20 protein-coding genes are annotated in these 25,094 nt (G+C 71.6%); 14 read left to right on the forward strand and 6 right to left on the reverse strand.

Features of this window, described 5'->3' with window-relative positions; translation table 11 throughout:
* Positions 1-93: 93 nt before the first annotated feature.
* On the forward strand, positions 94-2,412 hold the full coding sequence (locus D1J63_RS00490; protein WP_125627223.1) for a beta-L-arabinofuranosidase domain-containing protein: 2,319 nt from the start codon (positions 94-96) through the stop codon (positions 2,410-2,412).
* A gap of 39 nt (positions 2,413-2,451) precedes the next feature.
* Here the strand turns inward: D1J63_RS00490 and D1J63_RS00495 are convergent, their stop codons facing one another.
* Positions 2,452-3,876 (reverse strand): glucose-6-phosphate dehydrogenase, encoded by a 1,425-nt coding sequence (locus D1J63_RS00495; RefSeq protein WP_125627224.1) that lies wholly within the window; start codon positions 3,874-3,876, stop codon positions 2,452-2,454.
* Positions 3,873-5,699 carry a glycoside hydrolase family 15 protein gene (locus D1J63_RS00500; protein ID WP_125627225.1) on the reverse strand — a complete coding sequence of 609 codons (1,827 nt, stop codon included), beginning with the start codon at positions 5,697-5,699 and terminating at the stop codon, positions 3,873-3,875. The genes D1J63_RS00495 and D1J63_RS00500 overlap by 4 nt, the downstream gene beginning before the upstream one ends.
* Positions 5,700-5,923: 224 nt before the next feature.
* Between D1J63_RS00500 and D1J63_RS00505 the strand changes: the two genes are divergently transcribed.
* From D1J63_RS00505 to D1J63_RS00530, 5 genes are all read left to right on the forward strand, one after another.
* Positions 5,924-6,382, forward strand: coding sequence for a universal stress protein (locus D1J63_RS00505; RefSeq protein ID WP_125627226.1), 459 nt, complete (start codon positions 5,924-5,926; stop codon positions 6,380-6,382).
* Between the two features lie 9 nt (positions 6,383-6,391).
* Entirely contained in the window at positions 6,392-8,182 is a 1,791-nt protein-coding gene (locus D1J63_RS00510) for an IlvD/Edd family dehydratase (RefSeq protein WP_125627227.1), read from the forward strand.
* A complete protein-coding gene (locus D1J63_RS00515) occupies positions 8,169-9,185 on the forward strand; it encodes a C-terminal binding protein (protein ID WP_164712665.1) in 1,017 nt (338 codons plus the stop codon). The genes D1J63_RS00510 and D1J63_RS00515 overlap by 14 nt, the downstream gene beginning before the upstream one ends.
* Before the next feature lie 63 nt (positions 9,186-9,248).
* Positions 9,249-9,677, forward strand: a complete 429-nt coding sequence (locus D1J63_RS00520; RefSeq protein WP_125627228.1) for a cold shock domain-containing protein — start codon at positions 9,249-9,251, stop codon at positions 9,675-9,677.
* Positions 9,678-10,024: 347 nt separating this feature from the next.
* Positions 10,025-11,794 carry an ATP-binding cassette domain-containing protein gene (locus tag D1J63_RS00530; RefSeq protein ID WP_125627229.1) on the forward strand — a complete coding sequence of 590 codons (1,770 nt, stop codon included), beginning with the start codon at positions 10,025-10,027 and terminating at the stop codon, positions 11,792-11,794.
* A 19-nt stretch (positions 11,795-11,813) separates the two neighbouring features.
* Here D1J63_RS00530 and D1J63_RS00535 read toward each other — a convergent pair whose 3' ends face one another.
* The 3 genes from D1J63_RS00535 to D1J63_RS00545 form a co-directional block, all read right to left on the reverse strand.
* Positions 11,814-12,347 carry a hypothetical protein gene (locus D1J63_RS00535; RefSeq protein WP_125627230.1) on the reverse strand — a complete coding sequence of 178 codons (534 nt, stop codon included), beginning with the start codon at positions 12,345-12,347 and terminating at the stop codon, positions 11,814-11,816.
* The gene (locus D1J63_RS00540; protein ID WP_125627231.1) at positions 12,348-13,076 is read right to left on the reverse strand and encodes an NAD(P)H-binding protein; all 729 of its coding nucleotides are present in this window, start codon (positions 13,074-13,076) and stop codon (positions 12,348-12,350) included.
* Between the two features lie 130 nt (positions 13,077-13,206).
* Positions 13,207-13,620, reverse strand: coding sequence for a Fur family transcriptional regulator (locus D1J63_RS00545; protein WP_125627232.1), 414 nt, complete (start codon positions 13,618-13,620; stop codon positions 13,207-13,209).
* Positions 13,621-13,808: 188 nt separating this feature from the next.
* On the opposite strand from D1J63_RS00545, the gene D1J63_RS00550 reads away from it, so the two are divergent.
* Both D1J63_RS00550 and D1J63_RS00555 read left to right on the forward strand, forming a co-directional pair.
* Entirely contained in the window at positions 13,809-15,272 is a 1,464-nt protein-coding gene (locus D1J63_RS00550; protein WP_102927481.1) for a catalase, read from the forward strand.
* 97 nt (positions 15,273-15,369) lie between these two features.
* On the forward strand, positions 15,370-15,765 hold the full coding sequence (locus tag D1J63_RS00555; protein ID WP_102927480.1) for an ankyrin repeat domain-containing protein: 396 nt from the start codon (positions 15,370-15,372) through the stop codon (positions 15,763-15,765).
* Between the two features lie 33 nt (positions 15,766-15,798).
* Here D1J63_RS00555 and D1J63_RS00560 read toward each other — a convergent pair whose 3' ends face one another.
* Complete coding sequence (locus tag D1J63_RS00560) at positions 15,799-16,578, reverse strand: NAD(P)H-dependent oxidoreductase (protein WP_125627233.1); 780 nt, start codon at positions 16,576-16,578, stop codon at positions 15,799-15,801.
* Positions 16,579-16,722: 144 nt separating this feature from the next.
* Between D1J63_RS00560 and D1J63_RS00565 the strand changes: the two genes are divergently transcribed.
* From D1J63_RS00565 to D1J63_RS00590, 6 genes are all read left to right on the forward strand, one after another.
* A complete protein-coding gene (locus D1J63_RS00565; protein ID WP_125627234.1) occupies positions 16,723-17,571 on the forward strand; it encodes a helix-turn-helix transcriptional regulator in 849 nt (282 codons plus the stop codon).
* Between the two features lie 464 nt (positions 17,572-18,035).
* Positions 18,036-19,499 carry a sugar transferase gene (locus D1J63_RS00570; protein ID WP_206209983.1) on the forward strand — a complete coding sequence of 488 codons (1,464 nt, stop codon included), beginning with the start codon at positions 18,036-18,038 and terminating at the stop codon, positions 19,497-19,499.
* A gap of 70 nt (positions 19,500-19,569) precedes the next feature.
* Entirely contained in the window at positions 19,570-20,895 is a 1,326-nt protein-coding gene (locus D1J63_RS00575) for a nucleotide sugar dehydrogenase (protein WP_125627235.1), read from the forward strand.
* Positions 20,885-22,168: a glycosyltransferase family 4 protein gene (locus D1J63_RS00580; protein WP_206436744.1), complete on the forward strand. Its 1,284-nt coding sequence runs from the start codon at positions 20,885-20,887 to the stop codon at positions 22,166-22,168. The genes D1J63_RS00575 and D1J63_RS00580 overlap by 11 nt, the downstream gene beginning before the upstream one ends.
* Positions 22,165-23,532 carry a Wzz/FepE/Etk N-terminal domain-containing protein gene (locus tag D1J63_RS00585; RefSeq protein ID WP_125627236.1) on the forward strand — a complete coding sequence of 456 codons (1,368 nt, stop codon included), beginning with the start codon at positions 22,165-22,167 and terminating at the stop codon, positions 23,530-23,532. The genes D1J63_RS00580 and D1J63_RS00585 overlap by 4 nt, the downstream gene beginning before the upstream one ends.
* Positions 23,529-25,091 (forward strand): Wzz/FepE/Etk N-terminal domain-containing protein, encoded by a 1,563-nt coding sequence (locus tag D1J63_RS00590; protein ID WP_125627237.1) that lies wholly within the window; start codon positions 23,529-23,531, stop codon positions 25,089-25,091. The genes D1J63_RS00585 and D1J63_RS00590 overlap by 4 nt, the downstream gene beginning before the upstream one ends.
* Positions 25,092-25,094: the final 3 nt, after the last annotated feature.

Consider the following 25,094-nt stretch of genomic DNA (forward strand, 5'->3'; position numbering starts at 1 on the left):
TTCACGAACAGCGTTCGACCTGTCGAACCGATGAACAGCCGAGCCACAGTCGTCCGTCCCCTGTCCCGTCACGGTGAACGCAAAGGTGGTTCCATGCCTGTCCCCCTCAGCAGAAGGCGCATCCTCCAGCTCGCCGGAACGACGGCTGCCGCGACCGCCGTCGGCCCTCTCGCCGGCGGCTCCCCCGCCCACGGCGCGACCCTCCCACCGGCCAGGGCCGACATCGGAGCGCTGGCGTTCCCCTTCGACCTCGGCCGGGTCCGGCTGACCGCGAGCAGATGGCTGGACAACCAGAACCGCACCCGGAGCTACCTCCGGTTCGTCGACGTCGACCGGCTGCTGTACAACTTCCGCGCCAACCACGGCCTCTCCGTGAACGGCGCCGCCGCGACCGGCGGTTGGGAGGCTCCCGACTTCCCCTTCCGCAGCCACGTGCAGGGCCACTTCCTCACCGCATGGGCGCAGGTGTACGCCGTGACCGGGGACACCGTCTGCCGGGACAAGGCCCTGTACATGGTGACCGAGCTGGCCAAGTGCCAGGCCAACAACGGCGCCGCGGGCTTCGGAGCCGGCTACCTGTGCGGCTACCCCGAGTCGGACTTCGACGCCCTGGAGTCCGGGACGCTGACCAACGGCAACGTGCCGTACTACACGATCCACAAGACCCTCACCGGCCTGCTGGACGTGTGGCGGCACCTCGGCAGCGTCCAGGCCCGGGACGTGCTGCTCGCCCTGGCGGGCTGGGTCGACCGGCGCACCGGCCGGCTGAGCACCGCGCGGATGCAGTCCGTCCTGGGCACCGAGTTCGGCGGCATGAACGCCGTCCTGACCGATCTCTGCCAGCACACCGGCGACACCCGCTGGCTCACCGTGGCCCAGCGGTTCGACCACGCCGCGGTGTTCGACCCGCTGGCTGCGGACCAGGACCGGCTGGCCGGGCTGCACGCCAACACACAGGTGCCGAAGTGGATCGGCGCCGTGCGGGAGTACAAGGCCACCGGCGCCACGCGCTACCGGGACATCGCCACCAACGCCTGGCGCATGTGCGTGACCACCCACACCTACGCGATCGGGGGCAACAGCCAGGCGGAACACTTCCGCGCCCCGAACGCCATCGCCGCGCACCTGGCGAACGACACCTGCGAGAGCTGCAACACCGTCAACATGCTCGGCCTCACGCGTGAGTTGTTCGCGCTGACACCGGAGCGGGCCGAGCTGTTCGACTACTACGAGCAGGCGTGGCTCAACCACATGATCGGCCAGCAGAACCCGGCCGACCCCCACGGTCACGTCACCTACTTCACCCCGCTGAAGCCGGGCGGCCGGCGCGGTGTGGGGCCCGCGTGGGGCGGCGGCACCTGGAGCACCGACTACACCACGTTCTGGTGCTGCCAGGGCACCGGTCTGGAGATGCACACGCGGCTGATGGACTCCGTCTACTTCCACGACGGCGGCACCACCCTGACCGTGAACCTGTTCGTCCCCTCGGTCCTCACCTGGGCCGAGCGCGGCATCACCGTCACCCAGACCACCTCGTACCCGGAGAGCGAGACCACGGCGCTGCGGGTCACCGGCCACGTGGGCGGCACCTGGGCGATGCGCATCCGCATCCCGGGCTGGACCACCAGTGCCGTCATCAGCGTCAACGGCGTCACGCAGGACGTGACCGCCACTCCCGGGACCTACGCGACGGTGGAGCGCGCCTGGACCTCCGGGGACACCGTCACCGTCCGGCTCCCGATGCGCACCGTCGTACGGCCGGCCAACGACAATCCGGACGTCGGTGCCGTCACGCACGGCCCGGTCACCCTGTCCGGGAACTACGGCGACACCACGCTGTCCTCCCTTCCCTCCCTGGACGTCGCCTCGATCAGGCGGACCAGCCCCACCGCGCTCGCGTTCACCGCGACCGCGAACGGTGCCACCGTGCGCCTCGGCCCGTTCCACGACGCCCACGGGCACAACTACACCGTCTACTGGAACACCGGCGGCCGCGCCTCCGTCCGCATCGCCAACGCCGCGGGCGGTCTGGTGCTGGGCATCCAGGACATGTCCACCGCCGACGGCGGCCGTGCCCTGCTCTGGACGGACTCCGGGACCGCCGACCACGACTGGGAGCTGGTGCCCGACGCGGGCGGCACCCACCGTCTGCGCAACGTGCACAGCGGCAAGGTGCTGGGCGTCCTCGACATGTCCACGGCCGACGGCGCCACCGTGCTGCAGTGGGCGGACAACGGCACCGCGGACCACCGTTGGACCCTCCTCGACCAGGGGGACGGCACCTGCACGATCCGCAACGCCCACAGCGGGAAACTCCTCGCCGTGCGCGACGACTCCCCCGCGGTCGGCGCCTTCGTCGTCCAGGACGCGGACGACGGCACGGCGGACAACCGCTGGCGCATCCTGCGCTGACCACGGCGGCCTTCGGCAGCTGCCGTCGGGGGCGGGCGCTCACTCGGCCGGCATGACGGACTCCTCGTGCAGCAGCTCGTCCCGCCGCTCGGGCATGGCATGGCGCTCGGGCGGCCCGTCCGAGCCGGCCGGGTACTCCTCCAGCGGCACCAGCCCCCGCTCCCAGGCGGACAGGACCGGCTCGACGACGCGCCACGCCTCCTCGGCCTCGTCGCCGCGGATGGACAGGGCGGGGTCGCCCCGGAAGACGTCCAGCAGCAGCCGGCCGTAGGCCGGCAGATCGGGGGCGTCCATGCGGGCGGCCAGCGAGAGCTGTGTGAGGGTTTCGGGACGGGAGCCGGTCGCCGTCAGGTCCATGCTCAGGCTCTCCGGCTCCAGTCCGAAGCGCAGCACGTTGGGACGGACGTCCTGGTCCTGGCCGAACGGCAGGTGCGGGACCGAGCGGAAGCGCACCGCGACCTCCTTGCGGTCGGTGCCGAGGGCCTTGCCGCTGCGCAGCCGGAACCGGGTGCCCGCCCAGCGCCAGCTGTCGAGTTCCAGCACGATCTCGGCGAAGGTCTCGGTCCTGCGCCCCGCGTCGACGCCGGCCTCGTCGGCATAGGCGGGCACCGCGTGGTCGATGCCCGGGCCGCCCGAGTAGCGGGCGCGACGCGTGCGCTGTACGACGTCGTAGTCGGTCAACGGCCGCACCGAGCGCAGGACGTCGACCTTGCGGTCGCGCAGGTCCCGTTCGCCGAGAGTGAGCGGGGGTTCCATGGCGACCAGGCACAGCAGTTGCAGCAGGTGGTTCTGCACCATGTCCTTCAGGGCGCCCACCTGGTCGTAGTAGACTGCCCGGCCCTCCAGGGCGAGGGTCTCGTCCCAGACGATCTCGATCTCGGCGATGTGGGTGCTGTTCCAGATCGGTTCGAGCACCCGGTTGGCGAGCCGGCTGCCGAGCACGTTCTGGACGGTCGTCATCGCCAGGAAGTGGTCGACCCGGAAGACGGCGCGCTCCGGAAGGAGTTCGGAGAGCAGCCGGTTGAGTTCCCGTGCGTCGGTGAGGCTCTCCCCGAAGGGCTTCTCCAGGACGATGCGGCTGCCCCGGGGCAGTCCCGCCCGGTGGAGCGCGGTCACCGTCGCGGGGAAGAGGGCCGGCGGGAGGGCGAGGTAGACGGCCACGGGGTCGTCACCGGCGACGGCCGCGGCCACGTCCGCGGGGTCGGTGACGTCGGCCCTGCGGTAGTCGGCCGATGCCGTGACGGCTTGCCGGGTGTGGGCCGGGAAGTCGGTGCCGTGCCGGGCGAGTTGGTCCTCGGCCCACTCGCGGTACCGTGCGCCGTTCCAGTCCTCCCGGCTGGCGGCGAGCAGGGTGAACCGGTCGTCGAGGTGTCCCGCCGCGTACAGGGCGGCCAGTGCCGGCAGGAGGTAGCGGCCCGTCAGGTCGCCCGTCCCTCCGAAGACGACGAGTCGTCGGATGGTCATCGCGAAGCGCTCCTCGCCCGTTCGAGATTGACTCCGCTGGCGATGGTCCCGATATGGCTGAACGCCTGGGGCGCGTTGCCCATGAACACTCCCGTGGTGGGGTCGATCTGCTCCGACAGCAGGCCCAGGGGGCTCGCCCGCGAGCACAGCGAGTCGTACAGTTCCTCGGCCTCGTCGAGACGGCCCTGGCCGATCAGGTTGTCCACCATCCAGAAACTGCACAGGACGAAGGCGCCCTCGTCCCCCGGGAGGCCGTCGGGGTGTTCGTCGTGCAGGTAGCGGTAGAGCAGTCCGTCACCGGCCGACAGGCGTTCGGCGACGGCGCGGGTGGTCGCGACCATGCGCGGGTGGTCGACCGGCAGGACGCGGCGCAGCGGCAGGTTCAGCAGGCTGGCGTCGAGGACGCCGCCGCCGTCCATGTACACGCTGAGTGTCTGTGCGTCCTCGTCCCAGGACCGCTCCAGGATGAGTTCGCGCAACCGGTCGGCTTCCCTGCGCCACTGGCCGACGTTGCCGGGCAGGCCGTAGCGTTCGGCGATCCGGGCCGCCCGGTCCAGAGCCACCTGGCAGAGGCCGACGGAGTAGGTGAACGGACGGCCCTCGCCGCGGATCTCCCACAGTCCCTGGTCCGGCCGGCGCCAGGCGTGCACTGCCGTGTCGGCGAGCCCCGCCAGACTGGCCCACATGGCGGGCTGTATCTCACCGCCACGGCGCAGCCACTGGTCGGCGCAGTCCAGGATCTCGCCGTACACGTCGTGCTGACGCTGGTCGGCGGCGCCGTTGCCCCAGCGGACGGGCGAGGAGCCCCGGTATCCCTCCAGCCCGGCGTCCTCGATCTCGTCCGGTACCCGGCCGCCGTCCAGGGTGTACATGATGAGCGGCCGGCGGCTGCGCTCGAACGCGTCGAGGACCCAGCCGAGGAAGGCGTCGGCCTCGCCGCCGAAGCCGATGCGGCGCAGCGCGAAGACCGCGAAGGCGGCGTCCCGGATCCAGGCGTAGCGGTAGTCCCAGTTGCGGACGCCTCCGATGGGCGCGGGCAGCGAGGAGGTGGGGGCGGCGACCAGCGAGCCGTTCGCCCAGTCGTCGCACAGCTTCAGGGTGATCGCGGCCCGCCTGACGAGTGCCTCCTGCGGGCCGGCGTAGTCGCAACTGCGCATCCACCGCCGCCAGGCCTCCGCGGTCTGGTGGAGCATGGCCTCGGGGTCGAAGCGGTGGTGGCGGTGGAAGCGTCCCCAGGACAGGACGAGGTCGAGCCGGTCGCCCTGCTCCAGGTCGTGTACGGTCCGCAGGCCGCTCAGGGGGCGGTTGGAGCGCAGGTGGAGGCGCAGTCCCTCGTTGCGGGCGGGCCGTACCTCCAGTCCGCTGTACAGCTGGTGGGCTTCGGCGCCGCCGCGCGGTTCCACCTCCACCGCCAGGCGTACCCGTCCCTCCAGGACCACTACGGAGCGGACGAGTTCGCCGCGGCCGGACGGCGCGTCGTCGGACAGGTCGGCTCCGGAGCGCAGGGCCAGCGCGTCCGTGACGCGCACCAGTCCGGTGTCGCTGCGCAGTTCCGTGTGCAGCACCCCGGTGTCGGGTTCGTACCGTTGCCGGGCCTCGCGCAGGTTCTCGGGCGTCACGGTGAAGTGGCCGCCCCGTGCGTGGTCGAGCAGCGCGCAGAAGACGGGGTCGGAGTCGAAACGGGGCAGGCACATCCACGGGATGCTGCCGTCGAGGCCGACGAGCGCCGCGGTGGTGCCGTCCCCGATCAGGCCTAGGTCCTCGAGGGGCAGGTAGCCGTCCGGTCGGCGAACCGGCCGGAACGGCGGGTCGGGATCGTACATACCGTTTGCTCCTCAGCAGCCCGCCTGCGCCTGTCCTCATGATCCAGAGTCACCGAAGCCGGCTCGGCCCGCAAACCAGGCCGTGCGGACGTACCCGTCGGGCCGGCCGCGCGCCGGTGCCGAACTGCGCGTTCGGCGGGGTCGGGCAATACTGGGGATGATCCTCCGGCCGCGGGTCACCGATGCCCGCAGGCCGTGCGCCACCGCCGAGCGGAGGAGCGTTCATGGTTGACCAGCCCGAGGAAACGGGCCGCATCGTCGTCGGAGTGGACGGGTCGGATGCGTCGAAACAGGCCGTCCGCTGGGCCGTGCGTCAGGCGGAGCTCACCCACGGTGCGGTCGAGGCGGTGACCGCGTGGGAGTTCCCGCAGTTCCACGGCGCGCTCGGCTGGCTGCCGCCGTCGAGCAGCGACGAAGGCGCCCTGAAGGCCCGGGCCCGTCAGGAACTCACCCGGGCCGTCGAGGAGGCCGTGGGACCGCGGTCCGCGGCGGAGGTGCGGGCCGAGGCGCGTTACGGCACCCCGGCCGGGGTGTTGCTGCACGCCGCCCGGGGCGCGGCACTGCTCGTGGTCGGGAGCCGGGGACTCGGGGGCTTCACCGGGCTGCTGCTGGGATCGGTGGCCCAGCACTGCGTTCAGCACGCGCCCTGCCCGGTTCTAGTGGTGCGCGGCGAGGACGGCTGAGGAGCCCGTATGACGCAGGACGACGGAGCCGGGGCAGAGCTGCGCAGCAGGGCCTGGTGGGACAACGCGGACAACCCCGAGATGACCGCCCTGTATCTGGAGCGGTTCCTGAACTACGGCCTCACGGCCGCCGAACTCCGGTCGGGACGACCGATCATCGGCATCGCCCAGACGGGCAACGACCTGGTCCCCTGCAATCGGCACCATCTCGCACTGGCCGACCGGGTCAGGGACGGGGTCCGCGACGGTGGCGGGATCCCGTTCGAGTTCCCCGTCCATCCGCTGCAGGAGACGGGCAAACGCCCGACCGCGGCACTGGACCGCAACCTCGCCTATCTCGGACTGGTCGAGGTTCTCTACGGATACCCGCTCGACGGCGTGGTCCTGACGACGGGCTGTGACAAGACCACCCCCGCGTGCCTGATGGCGGCGGCGACGGTGAACCTTCCGGCGATCGTCCTGTCCGGCGGTCCCATGCTCAACGGCTACCACAACGGGATGCGGACCGGCTCGGGACTGGTGATCTGGCAGTCGAAACGCCTGCTCGCCGCCGGAGAGATCGACCACGAGGAGTACATGGCGCGCGTGACCGCCTCCGCGCCCAGCATCGGGCACTGCAACACGATGGGCACCGCGCTGTCCATGAACAGCCTGGCCGAGGCCCTGGGCATGTCCCTCCCGGGCTGCGCCGCCATTCCGGCCCCCTACGCCGAGCGGGCGCAGATGGCCTACGACACCGGCCTCCGGGCGGTGGCCGTGGTGCGTGAGGGCCTGACCCCGCGCAAGGTCATGACCCGGCAGGCCTTCGAGAACGCGATCGTCGTCGCCTCGGCCGTCGCCGCGTCGACCAACGCGCCGATCCACGTCAACGCCATCGCCCGGCACGTGGGGGTGGACCTGTCCAACGAGGACTGGCAGCGCGTGGGCCGCGACATCCCGGTGCTGGTGAACCTCGCTCCCGCGGGCGAGTTCCTCGGCGAGGACTTCCACCGCGCCGGCGGGGTCCCGGCGGTCATGCGGTCGCTGCTGGAGGCGGGTCACCTGCACGGTGACGCCATGACGGTCTCGGGCCGTACCGTGGCCGGGAACCTGGAGAGCGCCCCGGCCGCCGACCCGGCGGTCATCCGCCCCCTCGACGACCCGGTGACCGCGCGGGGCGGCCTTCTCGTCATGAGCGGGAACCTGTTCGACTCCGCGATCATGAAAACGTCGGTGATCACCGACAGCTTCCGGGCCCGTCGCCTGCCGAGTACCGACGGCTCGTCCGTCTTCGAGTTTCGCGCCATCGTCTTCGACGGTCCCGAGGACTACCACGCCCGCATCGAGGACCCCGGGCTGGACATCGACCAGGACTGCATCCTCGTCATCCGCTACACGGGGCCGGTGGGATACCCGGGCTCGGCAGAGGTCGTGAACATGGAGCTTCCCGCCTCGCTGAGCCGGCGGGGCCTCACCGCGCTGCCCGCCCTCGGCGACGGCCGCCAGAGCGGCACGTCGGACGCGCCGTCCATCCTCAACGCCAGCCCCGAGGCGGCGGTCGGCGGCAACCTCGCCGTCCTGCGCACCGGTGACCGGATCCGCATCGACCTGGACCGGGCACGTGTCGACGTGCTCCTGCCGGACGAGGAGATCTCCGAGCGGATGGCCCGGCACGAACCGCCGACGCCGGAGCACCAGACGCCGTGGCAGGAGATCTACCGTGCCACGGTGGGCCAGTTGGACAGCGGCGGCTGCCTCGAACTCGCCGTGTCCTACCAGGATCTCGTCCACACCAAGGGGATTCCGCGTGACTCGCACTGACCCCGGCCGAACAGTTCTGATCGCCGACTCCGACTTCGGCGACGTGGACATCGAGCGCGCGATCGTCGAAGGCGCCGGGCTCCGTCTCGTCGCCGCGCAGTGCAAGAGCGAGGACGAGGTGATCGAGGCGGGCCGGGAGGCCGCCGGCATTCTGACCCAGTACGCGCGCGTCGGCTCCCGGGCCGTCGACGCGCTGCCCCACTGCCGGGTGATCGCCCGCTACGGCACCGGCGTGGACATCGTCGACGTGGACGCCGCGACCCGGCACGGCATCCAGGTCACGAACGCCCCCAACGACTGGTGCGCCGACGAGGTCGCCGACCATGCCGTGGCGCTCTGGCTCGCGGGGGCCCGCAAGATCTGCCGGTACGACCGGGCGACGCGGCGGGGCGAATGGCACTGGAAGACGGGAAGGCCCGTCCACCGGCTCCGGGGGCAGGTGCTGGGCCTGCTCTCCTTCGGCGTCATCGCGCGCCTCGTCGCCGAGCGGGCGCGGGCCTTCGGTGTCGAGGTGTGGGCGCACGATCCCTTCGTCGACGAGTCGGAGATCCGTGCCCGCCGGGTCCGGCCGGTCTCCTTCGACGACCTGGTGGAGGGCGCCGACCATCTGGTGGTCCAGGCTCCGCTCACCCCGCAGACACATCACACCTTCGACCGCGCGACGCTCCGCCGGATGAAGCCCACCGCCCTGCTCGTCAACACCGCGCGCGGGCCCATCGTGGAGGACTCCGCGCTGCACCAGGCGCTGACCGAGGGGTGGATCGCCGGCGCGGCGCTGGACGACATCGAGGAGGAGCCCGCGAAGCAACGCGACTGGCGGCCGGACAACCCCCTCCTGGACCTTCCCAACGTGATCGTCACCCCGCACGCCGCCTACTACTCCGAGGAAGCGATCGGGACGGTGCGCACCATCGCGGCGGAGGAGGCCGTACGGGTCCTCACGGGGCAGCCCGCGCGGTACCCCGTCAACGACGTGACGGCCACCGGGAACGCGGCCGGATAGCATGCACACGGCTCCGGGGAAGGGCCCCGGGCGGGTGTGGTTTCCAGAGGTTGGGGGGTCCGCATGGTCGCGGGTCGTGTGGTGCGTTTCGACAGTACGCGGGGTTACGGGTTCATCGCGCCGGACGGCGGCGGCGAGGACATCTTCCTGCACGTGAACGATCTGCTCATTCCCGAGGAGTACGTGCGCTCCGGTCTGGCCGTGGAGTTCGAGGTGGAGAGCGGCGAGCGCGGGCTCAAGGCGTCGGACATCCGCCTCGCCGAGGGCGAGCGGCCCAGGGCCGCGCGGCGCCACCAGGAGCCCGCGCCCCGGGTTCCGGTGTCCGACGAGAACGGCCATCCGATGTGCGACGTGCTGACGTCCGACGAGTACCGGCGCGACGTGACGGAACTGCTGCTGACCGCCAGTCCGCAGCTGACCGCGGAACAGGTCCTCACCATCCGCGGCGCGCTCCTGAAGTTCGGCGAGGGTCACGGCTGGGTGGAGGACTGAGCTCGCGCTCCCCCGACCGGTCCTACTGGATTCGGCCAACCTCCCCGCTCCCCACCTGTGTTGCCCCGACCGGGTCCGTGCATCCTGCACGCACCCGCGGGCGCCGAATTCCGGGGTGGCGACGGCGACCGAAACACATGTGTTCGATATCCCGGTCCGGTCGTTGAGCTTCACGACCACGCTCAACGACCGTCAAGGGGGACCCGTTGACCTCGACCGACGCGACCGGACAGCAGAACGGACAGCGGCAGGAAGCCGCTGCTCCTCCTCCACCGCCGCAGCCGGCGGAGATCACCTACAGCGGACGGTATTCCGTCAATCCGCTCGCCGAGGTGTCGTTTTGGCGGATGTGCGCGCAGATCCCCGCCGTCCTCGGCCGGATCGCCCGCCTGTCGTGGCGGACGGACCGACGGGCCGTGCAACTGCTGCTCGGCTGCCAGGTGGTCACCGGTGTCTCGGCCGCCGTGCTGCTGACCGCGACCGCCCGTGCCATGGAGCCCGTCCTGGGCGAGGGCTCCGCGGGTGACCGGCTGCGCGGGGCCGTCCCGGCGCTGCTGGTGGTCGCGCTCGCCGCCGCGCTGGGCCGCGGTGCCGCGGCGGTGGCCACGTACTCCGAGCGGCGGATCACCCCCAGGCTGACGACGGAGACGGACAGCGCTCTGGTCGAGGCGGTGTGCCGGGTGGAGGCCTCCGCATACGCGCAGGAGGGGTTCTCGGACCGGCACGAGGCGGCGGAGATGGGGGTGATCCGCACCCAGGTGATGGTCACCGACGCACAGCGGTTCCTGTCCGCGCTGATCCGGATGGTCACGGCCGGCGGCGTCCTGTCGGCGCTCAATCCGCTGATGCTGCCGCTGCTCCTGCTCGCCGTGCTGCCGGCCGGTGTGGGCGCCGTCCTGACCGCCCGGGTCGACTACGAGGTCCACTACGCCAACATCGCCGACCGCAACGTACGCGGCATGATGCGCTGGTGGGCGACCACGTCGAAGTACGGCGACGAGGTCCGCGCCAACTCGATGACGGACTACCTCGTCCACTGGTACCGGACGCTGTCCGACCGCTGCGACCGGCGCACGCTGGCAGCCGCGCCGCGCACGCTGCGGATCGCGGTGCTGTCCGCGTCGGCCGGTGGTGTCTTCCTCGTGGCGACCTGGGCAGTCCTCGCCTGGCTGGCGGTCTCGGGCCGGATCGAACTCGCGGTCGCGGCCACGGCCGTCATCGCGGTGCAGACCACGCTGGCCGCGCTGTCCCAGGTCGTCGTCAACGGCGCCGCGGTCTTCCACACCAGCCTCTATCTGAGCGACATGCAGGCCTTCCTCGACGACGCCGCGGCCCGCGTCCCCGAACGCGGGCCCGGCAGGCACGAGGCACCGACCGAGCGAATCCGGCTCGAGGAGGTCGTCTACCGTTACCCGGGCAAGGAGGAACCCGCCGTGGACGGCGTCTCCCTGACCCTGGAACGTGGTCAGATCCTCGCCGTCGTGGGGGCCAACGGCTCGGGCAAGTCCACGCTGACCCGGCTGCTCACCGGCATCTACCTGCCGGACAAGGGCCGGGTCACCTGGAACGGCACGGACCTCGCCGAGGTGGATCCCGCCACCGTGTGGGCGCAGGTCGGTCTGGTGCCGCAGATCTTCGCCCAGTGGCCGATGCCGGTCCGCGAGAACGTGACCCTCGGGCAGCCCCGCACCCACGACGACGCCCCGGTGTGGGAGGCCGTGGACGCCGTCGGCCTGCGCGAGACCGTCGACCGCCTCCCCTCGGGACTGGACACGCTGCTCTCCCGTGACGTCTTCGGCGGCACCGAGCTCTCCGGGGGCCAGTGGCAGCGCGTGGCGTGCTCGAGGGCGCTCTACCGCTGCCCGGGGCTGCTGATCCTGGACGAGCCGACCTCGCAGATGGATCCGCGCGGCGAGCATCAGATCTTCGAGCGGATCAAGGCGGTCGCCGCCGAGCGCATCACCATCGTGGTGACCCACCGTCTGGAGAACACGAAGATCGCCGACCACATCGTCGTCATGGAGCACGGGCGGATCACCGAGCAGGGCCGGTACGAGGACCTCGTGCATGCCGGCGGGACCTTCGCCGAGCTCCTCGCGCTCTCCCAGGACCGCTGACCGGGGACGGGCGCCGCCGTCACTCGATCAGCGCGTCCGCGACGATGATCACCAGGCCGAGCAGCATGTCCAGGGCGCCCGCGCGGCAGGAGGCCAGCCGGCCGAGTCCGGCGGTGCGGGCGGCCAGGGTGCCCAGGCAGAAGAGGGCGACGGTGTTGACCACCAGGGCCGTGTCGGCGGCCGTCTCCTCCGTCCACCACCCGGCCGTGGCGGCGAGCAGCATCGCCACGGTCGGCAGCACGGCGACGACCAGCGGCCACTCGGAGAGCACGGCGCGCAGTCTGCTCGGTCCGGTCGTGCCGTCGCCGGACGCACGCCGGGCGATGACATGCGCGTAGCCGTGGGCGGCGCCCGACGTCAGCGCGGTGAGCAGGACCCACAGCGCGTCCTGGCCGGGGTTGGCCTCCTCCCCCGGTACGTCCAGAGCGGCGACCAGGGCGCTCGCCAGCACCAGGCCGTAGATGCCCTTGAACAGCCACCGCTCCGGCCTGCTCCGGAGGATCCCCCTCGGTGTGAGGCTCCCGGCGGGCGCGGGCCCGGTGTGTTCGCTCATTCAGGCGAGCCAGTCGGTGTACCGGGTGGGGGCCAGACGGGCGTCCCGGTCGGTGAGGACGTCGCCCTTGACCGCCGCGAACATGCCGGCGGTCGGATCGGTGACCACCGTACGGCCGTCGCCGTTGCGGGAGAGGGTCAGGCGGCCCAGTTCGTCCAGCGGGAACACGTCCGGTCCGCCGATGTCGCGGATGCCGTTCAGCGGGGTGCCCACGGCGACGTCCGCGACCTCGGCCGCCACGTCCTTCGCCGCGATCGGCTGGATCGGCGTGGCGGGCAGCCGGACGGTGTCACCGTCGGAGGTCCACGACATCACGGCCTCCATGAATTCCATGAACTGGGTGGCGCGCACGATCGAGTACGGGACGGGGCCGCTCCGCAGGATCTCCTCCTGAAGGAGTTTCGCGCGGTAGTAGTCCAGCTCCGGCACCTGGTCGACGCCGACGATCGAGAGGATGACGAAGTGCCCCACCCCGGCCCGGTCCGCCGCGGCCAGGAGGTTGTCCATCGAAGTCCGGAAGAAGGCCGGCGAGGCGTCGTCGAAGGTCGGGGAGTTCGTCAGGTTGACGACGGCGTCGGCTCCCTCGACCGCCCGGTCCACTCCGGCGCCGTCGACGACGTCGACGCCCGTGGACAGCGAGTGGGGCACCGCCTGGTGTCCGGCGGCGTTCAGCTTCTCGACGACCTGCGAACCGATCAGCCCCGTACCACCGATGACCGCGATCTTCATGACATGTCCCTCTTCCCTCCGGATCCGTGTGGTTCAGGAACCACTGTGTCGGTGTACGGAGGGGACGGCTCTTTGAACGCCCCGAAGGGATGAGGTTTCGCGGGACCCGGTGTGCGGTCCGTCCGCGCGCTCAGGCGGCGCAGTCGGGGCAGATGCCGCGGTAGGTCACTTCCACCTCGGAGACGGTGAAGCCGAAGGACTGGGACGGCGGGAGGTCCCCGAGGGGGTCGCCCGTCGGCCGCACGTCGCGCATCGAACCGCAGCGTGAGCAGAGCAGGTGATGGTGGGGGCGGTGCGCGTTCGGGTCGTAGCGCTTGGCGCGGCCGTCGGTCGACACCTCGAGGACCTCGCCCCGGTGGACCAGTTCGCGCAGGGTGTTGTACACCGTCGCCCGGGAGATCTCGGGCAGTCGCCGCGCGGCGCGGGCGTGCACCTCGTCGGCGGTCAGGTGGACGTGGTCTCCGTCGAGGACCTCGGCGACGACGCGGCGCTGTGCGGTCAGACGCCAGCCGCGTTCGCGAAGCCTCTCCAGGAGATCACTCATGCGAGCACCCTAGCAGGGAACGGCGCCAACTCAAGAGCGGATATCGCTCTGGATGGCACCTTGCCTTAGATCCTGTCCAAGGTAGGGTGTGCTCATGAACGCGCGGGGCAGCTTGCCCCGGACTGCCGGCCGGCCGGGACCGTCAGGCCTTCGAGCGCCATGCGACGAACCACACCGAGGAGCAAGCCTTGCCTGAGAACAACCAGAAGCCGCTGACCACGGTTGCCGGTGCACCGGTTCCCGACAACCAGAACTCTCTGACGTCGGGTCCGCGTGGACCGATGCTGCTGCAGGACGTGTGGTTCCTGGAGAAGCTCGCCCACTTCGACCGCGAGGTCATTCCCGAGCGCCGGATGCACGCCAAGGGCTCGGGCGCCTTCGGCACCTTCACGGTGACGCACGACATCACGCGCTACACCAGCGCGAAGATCTTCTCCGAGATCGGCAAGAAGACCGAGCTGTTCGCCCGGTTCTCCACGGTCGCCGGTGAGCGCGGCGCCGCCGACGCGGAGCGCGACATCCGCGGTTTCGCCGTGAAGTTCTACACCGAAGAGGGCAACTGGGACCTCGTCGGCAACAACACCCCCGTCTTCTTCTTCCGCGACCCGCTGAAGTTCCCGGACCTCAACCACGCGGTGAAGCGCGACCCGCGCACCAACCTGCGCAACGCCGAGAACAACTGGGACTTCTGGACCAACCTCCCCGAGGCCCTGCACCAGGTCACGATCGTGATGTCGGAGCGCGGCATCCCGGCCTCCTACCGGCACATGCACGGCTTCGGCTCGCACACCTACAGCTTCGTCAACGCCGAGGGCGAGCGGTTCTGGGTCAAGTTCCACCACCGCACACAGCAGGGCATCAAGAACCTCACCGACGCCGAGGCCGAGGCCCTGGTCGGCAAGGACCGCGAGTCCCACCAGCGCGACCTCTTCGACTCGATCGAGAACGGCGACTTCCCGAAGTGGAAGCTGTTCATCCAGGTCATGCCGGAGGCGGACGCGGAGAACTACCGCTTCCACCCCTTCGACCTCACCAAGGTCTGGTCGAAGAAGGACTACCCGCTGATCGAGGTCGGCGAGTGGGAGCTCAACCGCAACCCCGACAACTACTTCGCGGACGTCGAGCAGGCCGCCTTCAGCCCGGCCAACGTGGTCCCGGGCATCGGCTTCTCCCCCGACCGGATGCTGCAGGGCCGGCTCTTCTCCTACGGCGACGCCCAGCGCTACCGCCTCGGCGTCAACCACCACCAGATCCCGGTCAACGCCCCGAAGAGCCCGGTGAACTCCTACCACCGCGACGGCGGCATGCGCGTCGACGGCAACCAGGGCGCCACCCCGGGCATCGAGCCCAACTCCTACGGGCGCTGGCAGGAGCAGCCCGCCTACCGCGAGCCCGCCCTGGCCGTGGGTGCCGTCGCCGACCGGTTCAACTACCGCGAGGACGACGACAACTACTTCGAGCAGCCCGGCAACCTGTTCCGCCAGATGAACCCGGAGCAGCAGCAGGTTCTCTTCGAGAACACGGCGCGCGCGATCAACGGCGCCTCCGAGCAGACCGTCGAGCGGCACATCGCCAACTGCACCAAGGCCGACCCGGCCTACGGCGAGGGCGTCCGCAAGGCGATCGAGGCCCTGGCCGCCGGCAACCTCTGACCGTCCGGTCAGCGAGACGCGCGGTACCCGGCACCCCGCCGGCGCGGGCACCCCTGAGGTGCCCGCGCCGGCGGGGGCGTACCGCCACGGAGACTTCATGGACAAGCACAACAGCGGTGGGCTGACCGCCGAGCAGACGGAGCGCGTCGTCGCCATCGCCATGGACCTGGCCCGGGAGGGCGACACCGGTCAACTGGTGGAGTTCGTGACCCACGGGCTGCCGGTGGACGTGCGCGACCCGGCCGGCAACACCCTGCTCATGCTCGCGGCGTACCACGGTCACGCCGCCACCGTTCAGGCCCTGATCGGCCACGGCGCCGACCCCGACCTGCGCAACGACCGGGACCAGTCCCCCATCGCCGGGGCCCTGTTCAAGGGCGCCGACGACGTGGTGGCCGTACTGCGCGAGGCCGGCGCGGACCTGGACTCGGGCACCCCGACCGCGCGCGCCGCCGCGTCCATGTTCGGCCGGACCCACCTGCTCGCGAGCTGATCCCACCGCAGGGAGCCGCACCGCCCCCGCCTCCTAGCCCCGCACGTGCAGGCCGAAGCCCTGGCGGCCCGGTGTCTCCAGGCCCTGTTTCAGACGCAGTGACGGGATGTCGTAGTCACCGAGGTTCTGGGGACGGAAGGCGATCGGCTCGGTCGTCTCCAGGGACAGCAGCCGCTCCCTCCACGCCTTGGCGGCGTCCTCGAAGCCACCCTCGGTGAGCCGGTCGGCGCCGTGGAGCACGAACGGCGGCAGCACCTCCAGGCCGGGGTAGTACAGGATCCCGTGGTGGATCGGGAACAGCAGGTCCTCGATCGGGCCGTTGATCCCCCGGTCGGTGTAGTGGGACTCGGGGCCGCCGACCGTGACCGACAGGATCGCCCGCCGTCCCCGCAGCGTCCCCTCCCCGAAGCGCTCGCCGTACCGGGTCTCGTCGTGCACTCCGACGCCGTACGCGAAACGGTGGGTGAACACGCGGTCCACCCAGCCCTTCAGGATCGCCGGCATCGTGTACCACCACAGCGGGAACTGGAAGATCACCGTGTCGGCCCACAGCAGCTTCTCCTGCTCGGCCGCCACGTCGGGCGTGAGCGCGCCGGCCTCGAACGCCCGGCCGGAGTTCGACACCACCCGCAGCGGGCTCGTGACCTGCTCGCCGTAGTCCGCCGCGTCCACCACGGCCTTCCAGCCCATCGCGTAGAGGTCGCTCACCCGCACCTCGTGTCCGGCGGCCTCGAGCGTGGACACGGCGAGATCCTTCAGCGAACCGTTCAGTGAGCGCGGCTCGGGGTGGGCGTGGACGATGAGCGTCTTCATGGCTGTTCCCTTCGACGGCGTCGGCCGCCACCGATGTTCCGCCGGCGCGTCCGCGTTGTTCAGGGCCGCCGCTTCCGTCGGACGGGACTTCCTGGTACCGGCAGGGCCACCCTCACGCGCGGTGGCGGAGCCATACTGGGGGCCATGGACGATCTCGCGGGCTTCCTGCGCACCCGGCGCTCCCGGGTCGACCCCTCCTCCGTCGGCATCCCCGTCGACAGCCGTCGCCGTGTCGAGGGGCTGCGCCGCGAGGAGGTCGCCCACCTGTCCGGGGTCAGCGTCGACTACTACGTACGCCTGGAGCAGGGGCGCGCCACCCAGCCCTCCGAGCAGGTCCTCGACGCCCTCGCCCGGGTGCTCGGCCTCGACGAGACCGAACGCGGGCATCTGGGCCGGCTCGCGTGCCAGCGCCGCCGCGCGAAGTCGCCCGGCGGACGCCTGCGCCCCGAGCTGCTGCGCGTGCTCGACCTGGTCGCCGACGCCCCCGCCCTGATCATGAATCACCGGCTGGACGTGGTCGCCGGGAACCGTCTCGCCGGGCTTCTCTACGGCCGTCGGCCGCAGGGTCTGAACACCGCGCGGCACATCTTCCTGGAGGAGACCGAGCGCGGCCTGTACGCCGACTGGGAGACGTGCACCCTGGACGTGGTCGGACACCTGCGTCTCGCGGCCGGCAAGTACCCCGACGACCCGCGCCTGGCCTCGCTCATCGGCGAGTTGGCGATGGGCAGCGACCGCTTCCGCCGTCTGTGGGCCCGCGCGGACGTACGCGCCCGCACCCATGGGCGCAAGGCGTACCGGCACCCGCTGGTCGGGCTGCTGGAGCTGCACCAGGAGAACTTCGCGCTGCCGGACCAGTCGGGCATGGAGCTGCTGGTGCTCTCCGCGGCACCCGGGAGTCCCACGGAGGACGGGTTGCGTCTGCTGGAGACGCTCGGTGGTGACGTCGCACCCCGTGCCGGGAGCCGATCCCTCGGTCCTCACGGGGCCTGATGCCTCACCGGCCCGGGCCGTCCACCGTGGCTCGATCCATCGGTGCGTGCGCGCAGGAGAAGGGGAAAACGGGCGCCGAACTCGCCGCACTGAAAAGGGTGTGGCGCAAAGACATCCATGGGCTTTCACGAGTTCATTGATCAACTCCCAAAGCTTGACCATGAATTACACACATCCTCTCTACACGGTGGCCGCGATGGTCTAGATTGACCGTGCTTCAGCTGTTCAGGCATGAGGCGACCAAGAATGATCTTTAGGTCGGGGGCAGGGGGGTCTGCTGCTACCACTGTGAGTTGTTCACGTTTCTGTGACACGTCCAGAACGCCGTGCGCGGGCAGGCGGGGGCCGCCCGTGGGGAGGAACAGCACGGCGCGGGAGGCGGGGGCCTCCCGAGGGGGAGGAACAGTGCTAGGCGAACACGTCGAACCACTGGGAACCTGGGGGGTTCTGTGCGGCAAGGGGGATTGGTCAGCGCGTTTCCGTCGGCACGCGGGCAGCTGGCGGAGGGGGCCATCGGCCGGCCCGCGATCGACTGGGAGCAGCGGTACCGCCGTACCGTGATCACCAGCGATACCGTGGCCACGGCCGTCGTGGTGGCCGGCATAGGAAATTTCTTCGGGGTTCGGGACGCGGCCAACTGGCACGAGAAGTGGGGAATTCTCGCCTTCGGCACCGAACTGCTGGTGCTGGGGGCACTCGCGGTCAGCCGGTCGTGGTCCCCGGCGGTACTCGGTCAGGGAGCCGAGGAATTCCGCCGGCTCGGACGCTCACTGTTCATGGCGACCGTCGTACTGGCGCTCGGCGGAATCGCCCTCACCTCGCGCAACATCAAATTGTGGATCTTCGTCGCCGTCCCCGCGATCGCGATCGTCACCATGGTCGCGCGGTATCTGCTGCGTCTGTGGCTGCACCGGCAGCGCAAGGAGGGACGCTGCCTGAGACCGGTGCTCGCGGCCGGCAGTCCGGCCACCGTGCGCGACCTGATCACCCGCACCCGGCGCTTCCCGCACCTCGGCTGGCGGGTGGACGCGGTGTGCACCGACGGCGCGGAACCGGAGGACGGTGACCAGCTGGACGGCGTGCCGGTCGTCGGTCCGCTGTCGGACGTCGCCGACCACGTCCGCCGCGACGGCTACCGGGTCGTCGCCGTCACCCCGGACCCGCACTGGTCACCGCACCGGCTGCAGCGGCTGGCCTGGAACCTGGAGGGCAGCGACGCCGAGATGGTCGTGGCCCCCGTGCTGATGGAGGTGGCCGGACCCCGGCTGCACGTCGACGCGGTGCTCGGGATACCGCTGCTGCGGGTCAGCATGCCGACCTTCACCGGAGGCCGCCGGGCGGTCAAGGCGGTCGTCGACCGGATGGGCGCGGCGATCCTGCTGACGCTGTTCATGCCGCTGATGGTGTTCGTCGCACTGCTCATCCTGGTGGACAGCCGGGGCGGGGTGCTCTACCGCCAACGCAGGGTCGGCAAGGACGGCCGCGAGTTCACCATCGTCAAGTTCCGCACCATGGTCGCCGGCGCCGACCGGGCGCGTGCCGCGCTGGCCGACCGCAACGAGGGCGCGGGCCTGCTGTTCAAGCTGCGCCGGGATCCGCGGGTGACCCGGGTGGGCACGGTGCTGCGCCGGTACTCGATCGACGAGTTGCCGCAGCTGTTCAACGTACTGACCGGATCGATGTCGCTCGTCGGTCCGCGACCGCCGCTGCCCGAGGAGTCCGCGGCCTACGGTCCGGACATCCGAAGACGGCTGCTGGTCAAGCCCGGCCTCACCGGCCTGTGGCAGATCAGCGGGCGCAGCGACCTGCCGTGGGAGGAAGCGGTCCGGCTGGACCTGCGGTACGTGGAGGACTGGTCGCTCGCCCTGGACACGGTGATCTTGTGGAAGACGCTCCGTGCGGTACTGCACGGGCAGGGGGCCTATTGATGCGCGGTGGTCGTCGGACCGGCGCGCGGACGGCAGGCCGTCGGGGCCTGCCCGGGGGGAGGAACGGGTCATGAGGGTCAGTGTTTTCGGCCTGGGCTATGTGGGCTGCGTGTCGGCCGCGTGCCTGGCCGGCAAGGGGCACGAGGTCATCGGGGTCGACGTGAACCAGGTGAAGGTCGACCTGGTCAACGACGGCAAGGCCCCGGTGGTCGAGGAACGGATCGGCGAACTGATCGCCGAGGTCGTGGACAGCGGTGCGCTGCGCGCCACCCGTGACGTCCGCGAGGCGATCATGAACAGCGACATCTCCCTGATCTGCGTGGGCACGCCGTCGGAGCCCAACGGCAGCCTGTGCACCACCTACTTGGAGCGGGTCACCGAGGAGATCGGCGCCGCGCTGGCGGAGCGCGGCGGGAGCGGCGGGCGGCACACCGTGGTGTTCCGCAGCACCATGCTCCCGGGCACCTGCGCCAGCCTGCTGATACCGATCCTGGAGAAGTACGTCGGCGGCACCGCCGGGGTCGACTTCGGGGTCGCGGTCAACCCGGAGTTCCTGCGCGAGGGCACCAGCGTGCGGGACTTCTTCGACCCGCCCAAGACCGTCGTCGGCGAACTCGACCCGGCGAGCGGCGACGCGGTGCTGGCACTGTACGAGGGCCTGCCCGGCGAGGTGTTCCGGGTGCCGGTCTCGACGGCCGAGGCGATCAAGTACGCGGACAACGCCTTCCACGGCCTCAAGATCGGTTTCGCGAACGAGCTGGGCGCGGTGTACCGGGCGCTCGGGGTGGACTCGCACCAGGTGATGGACGTGTTCCTGGCGGACCGCAAGCTGAACATCAGCCCCGCCTACCTGCGGCCCGGCTTCGCCTTCGGCGGCTCCTGCCTGCCCAAGGACCTGCGCAGCCTGGTCCACGCGGCGCAGCGGGCCGACGTCTCGGTGCCCATCCTCTCCCACGTGCTGCCTTCCAACTCGGCGCACCTGGAGCGTGCGGTGGAGCTGGTGGAGCGCGCCGGGAAACGCCGGGTGGGCCTGTTCGGGCTGTCCTTCAAACCCGGCACCGACGACCTGCGCGAGAGTCCGCTCGTCGAGCTGGCGGAGCGGCTCTTCGGCAAGGGCTACGACCTGAGGATCCACGACGCCAACGTGAGCCTGTCCCGGCTGCTCGGCGCCAACCGCGAGTACGTCGAGACCCGGCTGCCGCACCTCGCGCAACTGCTCGCGGACTCCGTCGACGAGGTGCTCGCGCACGCCGAGGTGTGCCTGGTCGGCACCAGGGACCCGGACGTGCTGTCCGCACTCCCCCACGGCGGAGACCCGCTGCTGATCGACCTCATCCACCTTCCCGACGCCGACACGCGCCGGACCGAACCGGGGTACATGGGCCTTGCTTGGTGACACGACGTCCGGCGGCGCGGCCTCCGGCGACACCCCGCACACCGGCGGCGACGGCGACCGGCGGGGGCGGCGCGCGCTGATCCTGGTGGAGAACCTGTCGGTGCCCTTCGACCGGCGGGTGTGGCAGGAGTGCACGACCCTGCGCGACGCGGGCTGGACGGTGGACGTCATCTGTCCCCGGGGCACCAAGCGGGACACGGAGGCGGAGATCGAGATCGACGGGGTGCGCATCCACCGCTACCCGTTGCGGGCGGCCACCGGAGGACCGGCCGGGTACCTGCGGGAGTACGGGGCGGCGCTCTGGCACACGGCCCGGCTGGCCCGCAGGGTCGGGCCGGTGCATGTGGTCCACGCCTGCAACCCGCCCGATCTGCTGTTCCTGCCGGCGCTGTGGCTCAAGCGGCACGGCGCGCGGTTCGTCTTCGACCAGCACGACCTGATCCCCGAGCTGTACCTCTCCCGGTTCGGCCGCGGCAAGGACCTGCTCTACCGCGGCGTGTGCGCGCTGGAGCGGATGACCTACCGGGCCGCGGACATCGTGCTGGCCACGAACGAGAGCTACAAGGCCGTCGCGGTGCACCGGGGCGGACGGCGCCCGGAGGACGTCTTCGTGGTGCGCAGCGCGCCCGCCACCGACCGGTTCCAGCCGGTGCCGCCGGAGCCGGAGCTGAAGCGCGGCAAGCCCCATCTGCTGTGCTATCTCGGCGTCATGGGCCCCCAGGACGGCGTCGACTACGCGCTGCGGGCCCTCGCGAAGCTGCGCGACGAGCTCGGACGGACCGACTGGCACGCCGTCTTCGTCGGCTCAGGTGACGCCTTCGAGGCGATGGTCGAGCTGTCCAGGTCGCTGGGGCTGTCCGACCAGGTGCAGTTCACCGGGCGCGTCCCGGACGCCGACCTGGTGCGCTACCTGTCCACCGCGGACGTGTGCCTCTCCCCCGACCCGCGCAATCCGCTCAACGACGTGTCGACCATGAACAAGGTCCTGGAGTACATGGCGATGGGCCGGCCGATCGTCTCCTTCGACCTCCGGGAGGCGCGGGTCTCCGCCGGTGAGGCCGCCGTGTACGCGCCCGCCAACGACGAGGGCGCGTTCGCCACGCTGGTCGCGCAGTTGCTGGACGACCCGGAGCGGCGGGCCCGGATGGGCAAGATCGGCGAGGAGCGGATCAACGGACAGCTGGCCTGGCGGAACTCGCAGGCGTCGCTGCTCGCCGCGTACGCCGCCGCCTGTCGTACGGCGATCGACGCAGGGAGAAGGCAGCGCCGTTGAGTGACGACACGATACGCCTGGTCACGGTCGGGCGGATTCTCCGCAGGCGCCGACGGCTGCTCGCCGTCCTCGTCGTGGTGGGCGCCCTCGTCGGCTACGGCGTCTCGGTGCTGTTCCCACCGCGCTACACCGCGTCGGCCTCGGTCCTGCTGCCGGGCCAGTGGGAGCAGCGCGAACTGCTCACCCAGGTGGAGATCGCGACCAGTTCGTCGGTCGTCGACAAGGCGGGCGACGCGCTCCGCTGGAGCGACGTCAGCGACAAGGAACTGCGGGACAGGGTGAGCGCGAAGATCACCGACGGCAACATCATCAAGATCTCCGGGAAGGCCGACACCCCGGAGCGCGCGCAACGGCTCTCCGACGAGGTGGCCCAGCAGTTCGTGGCGTACGCGGCGCGCATCGCCAGCGGCACCACCGATCCCGACGGTGCGACGGGGCCCGAGGCACTGCGGCAGCAGGTGGCGCGGACCAACCAGCGCATCACCGACCTCGCCAACGCGGCCGACCCCGGGCAGACCGTGGAGAGCGTGCAGGCCCGCACCGAGCTCGAGAAGCTGCGCACCGCGCTGCAGGACGCCATGCAGAAGCTCGACGAGGCGGACCCCGCGACCAACAAGGCCGGCCTGGTCGTCATGGGCCCCGCCCCCCGGCCGACCGGCGAGGCGCCGCCGACCAGGTGGCAACTCGTCGGCGGCGGTGCGCTGCTGTTCTTCGTCCTCGCCATCGTCGGCCATCTCGCCGCCGCGCGGGTGAACCGGCGGCCGCGCTCCGAACCGGAGATCGCGGCGGCGCTGGGCGCGGCGCTGCTGGGGACCGTCGACGTACCCGCTCAGCGGCGCGCGCACCGGCCGAAGGCGCGCGGTGTACGGGGCCGCCTGCGGCGGCTGCTGGGCGTCGACACGCGCTGGGACCTGCCGGCCCCGCGGTCCTCCGGCGACGAGACCGGCCGGCGGATCCGCTACCGGCGGGTGTGCACCCGCCTGCGGGAGCGCCTGCCGGCGGCCCGGCGGGTGCTGGTCGTGGTACCGGACGACGACGAGGTCGCCCGCCGGGCGGCCGGGCGGCTCGCCGCCGAGGCCGAGGGCGATCCGCTGCTGCGGGTGGTGGAGGTCTCGGTGTCCCGGCCGCTGGTGCCGGACCGCGACGGCGAGTCCGGCGCCGTGGTCGTCCTCAGCGCGGGTGCCCGAACCGCCGAGGAGCTCGCCGGTGTCACCGGGGCGTGTGCGGACGGCGGGCACGAGGTCGTCGGCGTCGTCGTCGCCGGCGCCGTCCGGGCCCGGACCTCGGGGCCGGCCGACCGGCCCGTGGAGCCCGCCACCGCGACGGCCGCGGTGCACGACCACGCGACGGGAGGTTCCGCATGACGACGCGCACGGACGCCGGTTCGCCCGGCTCCGCTCCGCTCCTCGACCTTCAGTCCCTGGTGGTGGCGGTGCGCAGGCGGCGCCGTCTGTGGGGCGCCCTGGCCCTGCTGGGGCTGCTGGCCGGTGCGGCCGTGGCGGTCCTGCTGCCGCCCCCGCCCGCGGCGGTGGCCAAGGTGCTGGTCGCGCACAAGGAGGACCAGCCCAACGACACGGGAACCCTGATCCGCACCGATGTCGAACTGCTGGCCACCTCGCGGATCGCCGAGCAGGCCCTGCGCACCCTCGGCTCCCGGGAGAGCCCGGAAGACTTCATGGAGGACTACCGCGGCACCGGCCTGACCAACAACCTGCTGCGGATCGATGTGACGGGTGACAGCGACGCTCAGGCGGTGGCCCGGGCCAAGGCGCTGGCCGACGCCTTCGTCGCGGACCACGTACGGCGGATGCGGCAGTCCGCCGAGGCCGAGGCCGAGTCCCTGCTCGACCAGCGCGACCGCATGCGCAAGGAGCTCGCCGAGGTCAACGAGGCGATCGGGGACCGCTCACCGGACGACGAACCGAAGGCGTCGGCGAGCATCGAGTCCCTCTACGCCCGCCGGGCCGAACTCGACTCGCGGATCGCCGAGTTCGACCAGCGGGCCGCGGAGGCGCGCACCGGCACACCCGAGGTCGTCGCCGGAACGCAGATCGTGGACGCCCCGCACGCGGTACGGCACTCGCTGCCCAAGGCGGTGGGCATCGACGCCGCGATCGGGCTCGTCCTCGGGCTCGTCCTCGGGCTCGCGCTGGCCGCGGTCGGCGCGGTGGTGGCGGACCGTCCCGTGCTGCGCCGGGAGATCGCGGCGAACCTGGGCGCCTCGGTCCTCGCCGAGCTGCGCCGCGGGCCGCGCCGCGGGGCGGGGCGGTGGCAGCGCCGGCGGACCCGGGTGGCCCGCGAACGGCTCACCACCACCCTGGGCCGCATCGTGCGCGGCTCCCCCGAACCGGTGTCGCTCCTGGAACTCGGCTGTGCGCGCGCCGCCGCGGTGATCGCCCTGGACCTCGCCGGGGCGCTGGAGGCCGACGGGCCCGTGGCCGTCGTCGACGGCCTGCCCGGCACGCAGCTCGCCGACGGCCGGCGGGGGTCCCCGGGGCCGACCGTGCTCAGCGGCGAACGTGCCGCGGCCGAACCGACCGGGGGGCGCCGGCTCGGCGTCGGCTCGGTGGCGCCCGGGACGGCGTGGACGGATCTGCGGTACCTCGGCGGCCGTACGGTGCTCGTCGTGCGGGCCGGGCACGGCAGCGCCGCCTGGCTGCACACCGTGGCGCGGCAGCTCGCGGACCAGCGCATCACGGTGATCGGCGTGGTGCTGATCGACCCCGATCCGCGGGACCGGACCGACGGCACCCTGTGGGACGGTCCGCGTCCGACGCCGCGCGGCATCGACGAACGGCCCGGGCGGGCGGGCGGCGGGGGCACCTCCCGCGTCGTTCATGCGGTGGGGGAAGGGCGGCCGAGGACGGAACGGCCGTCGATGTCGGCCGCGCGGGTCCCGGACAGCGACCAGGAGGCGCGGTAGCAC

Source organism: Streptomyces sp. KPB2 (assembly GCF_003950055.1).
Taxonomy (GTDB): domain Bacteria; phylum Actinomycetota; class Actinomycetes; order Streptomycetales; family Streptomycetaceae; genus Streptomyces; species Streptomyces salinarius.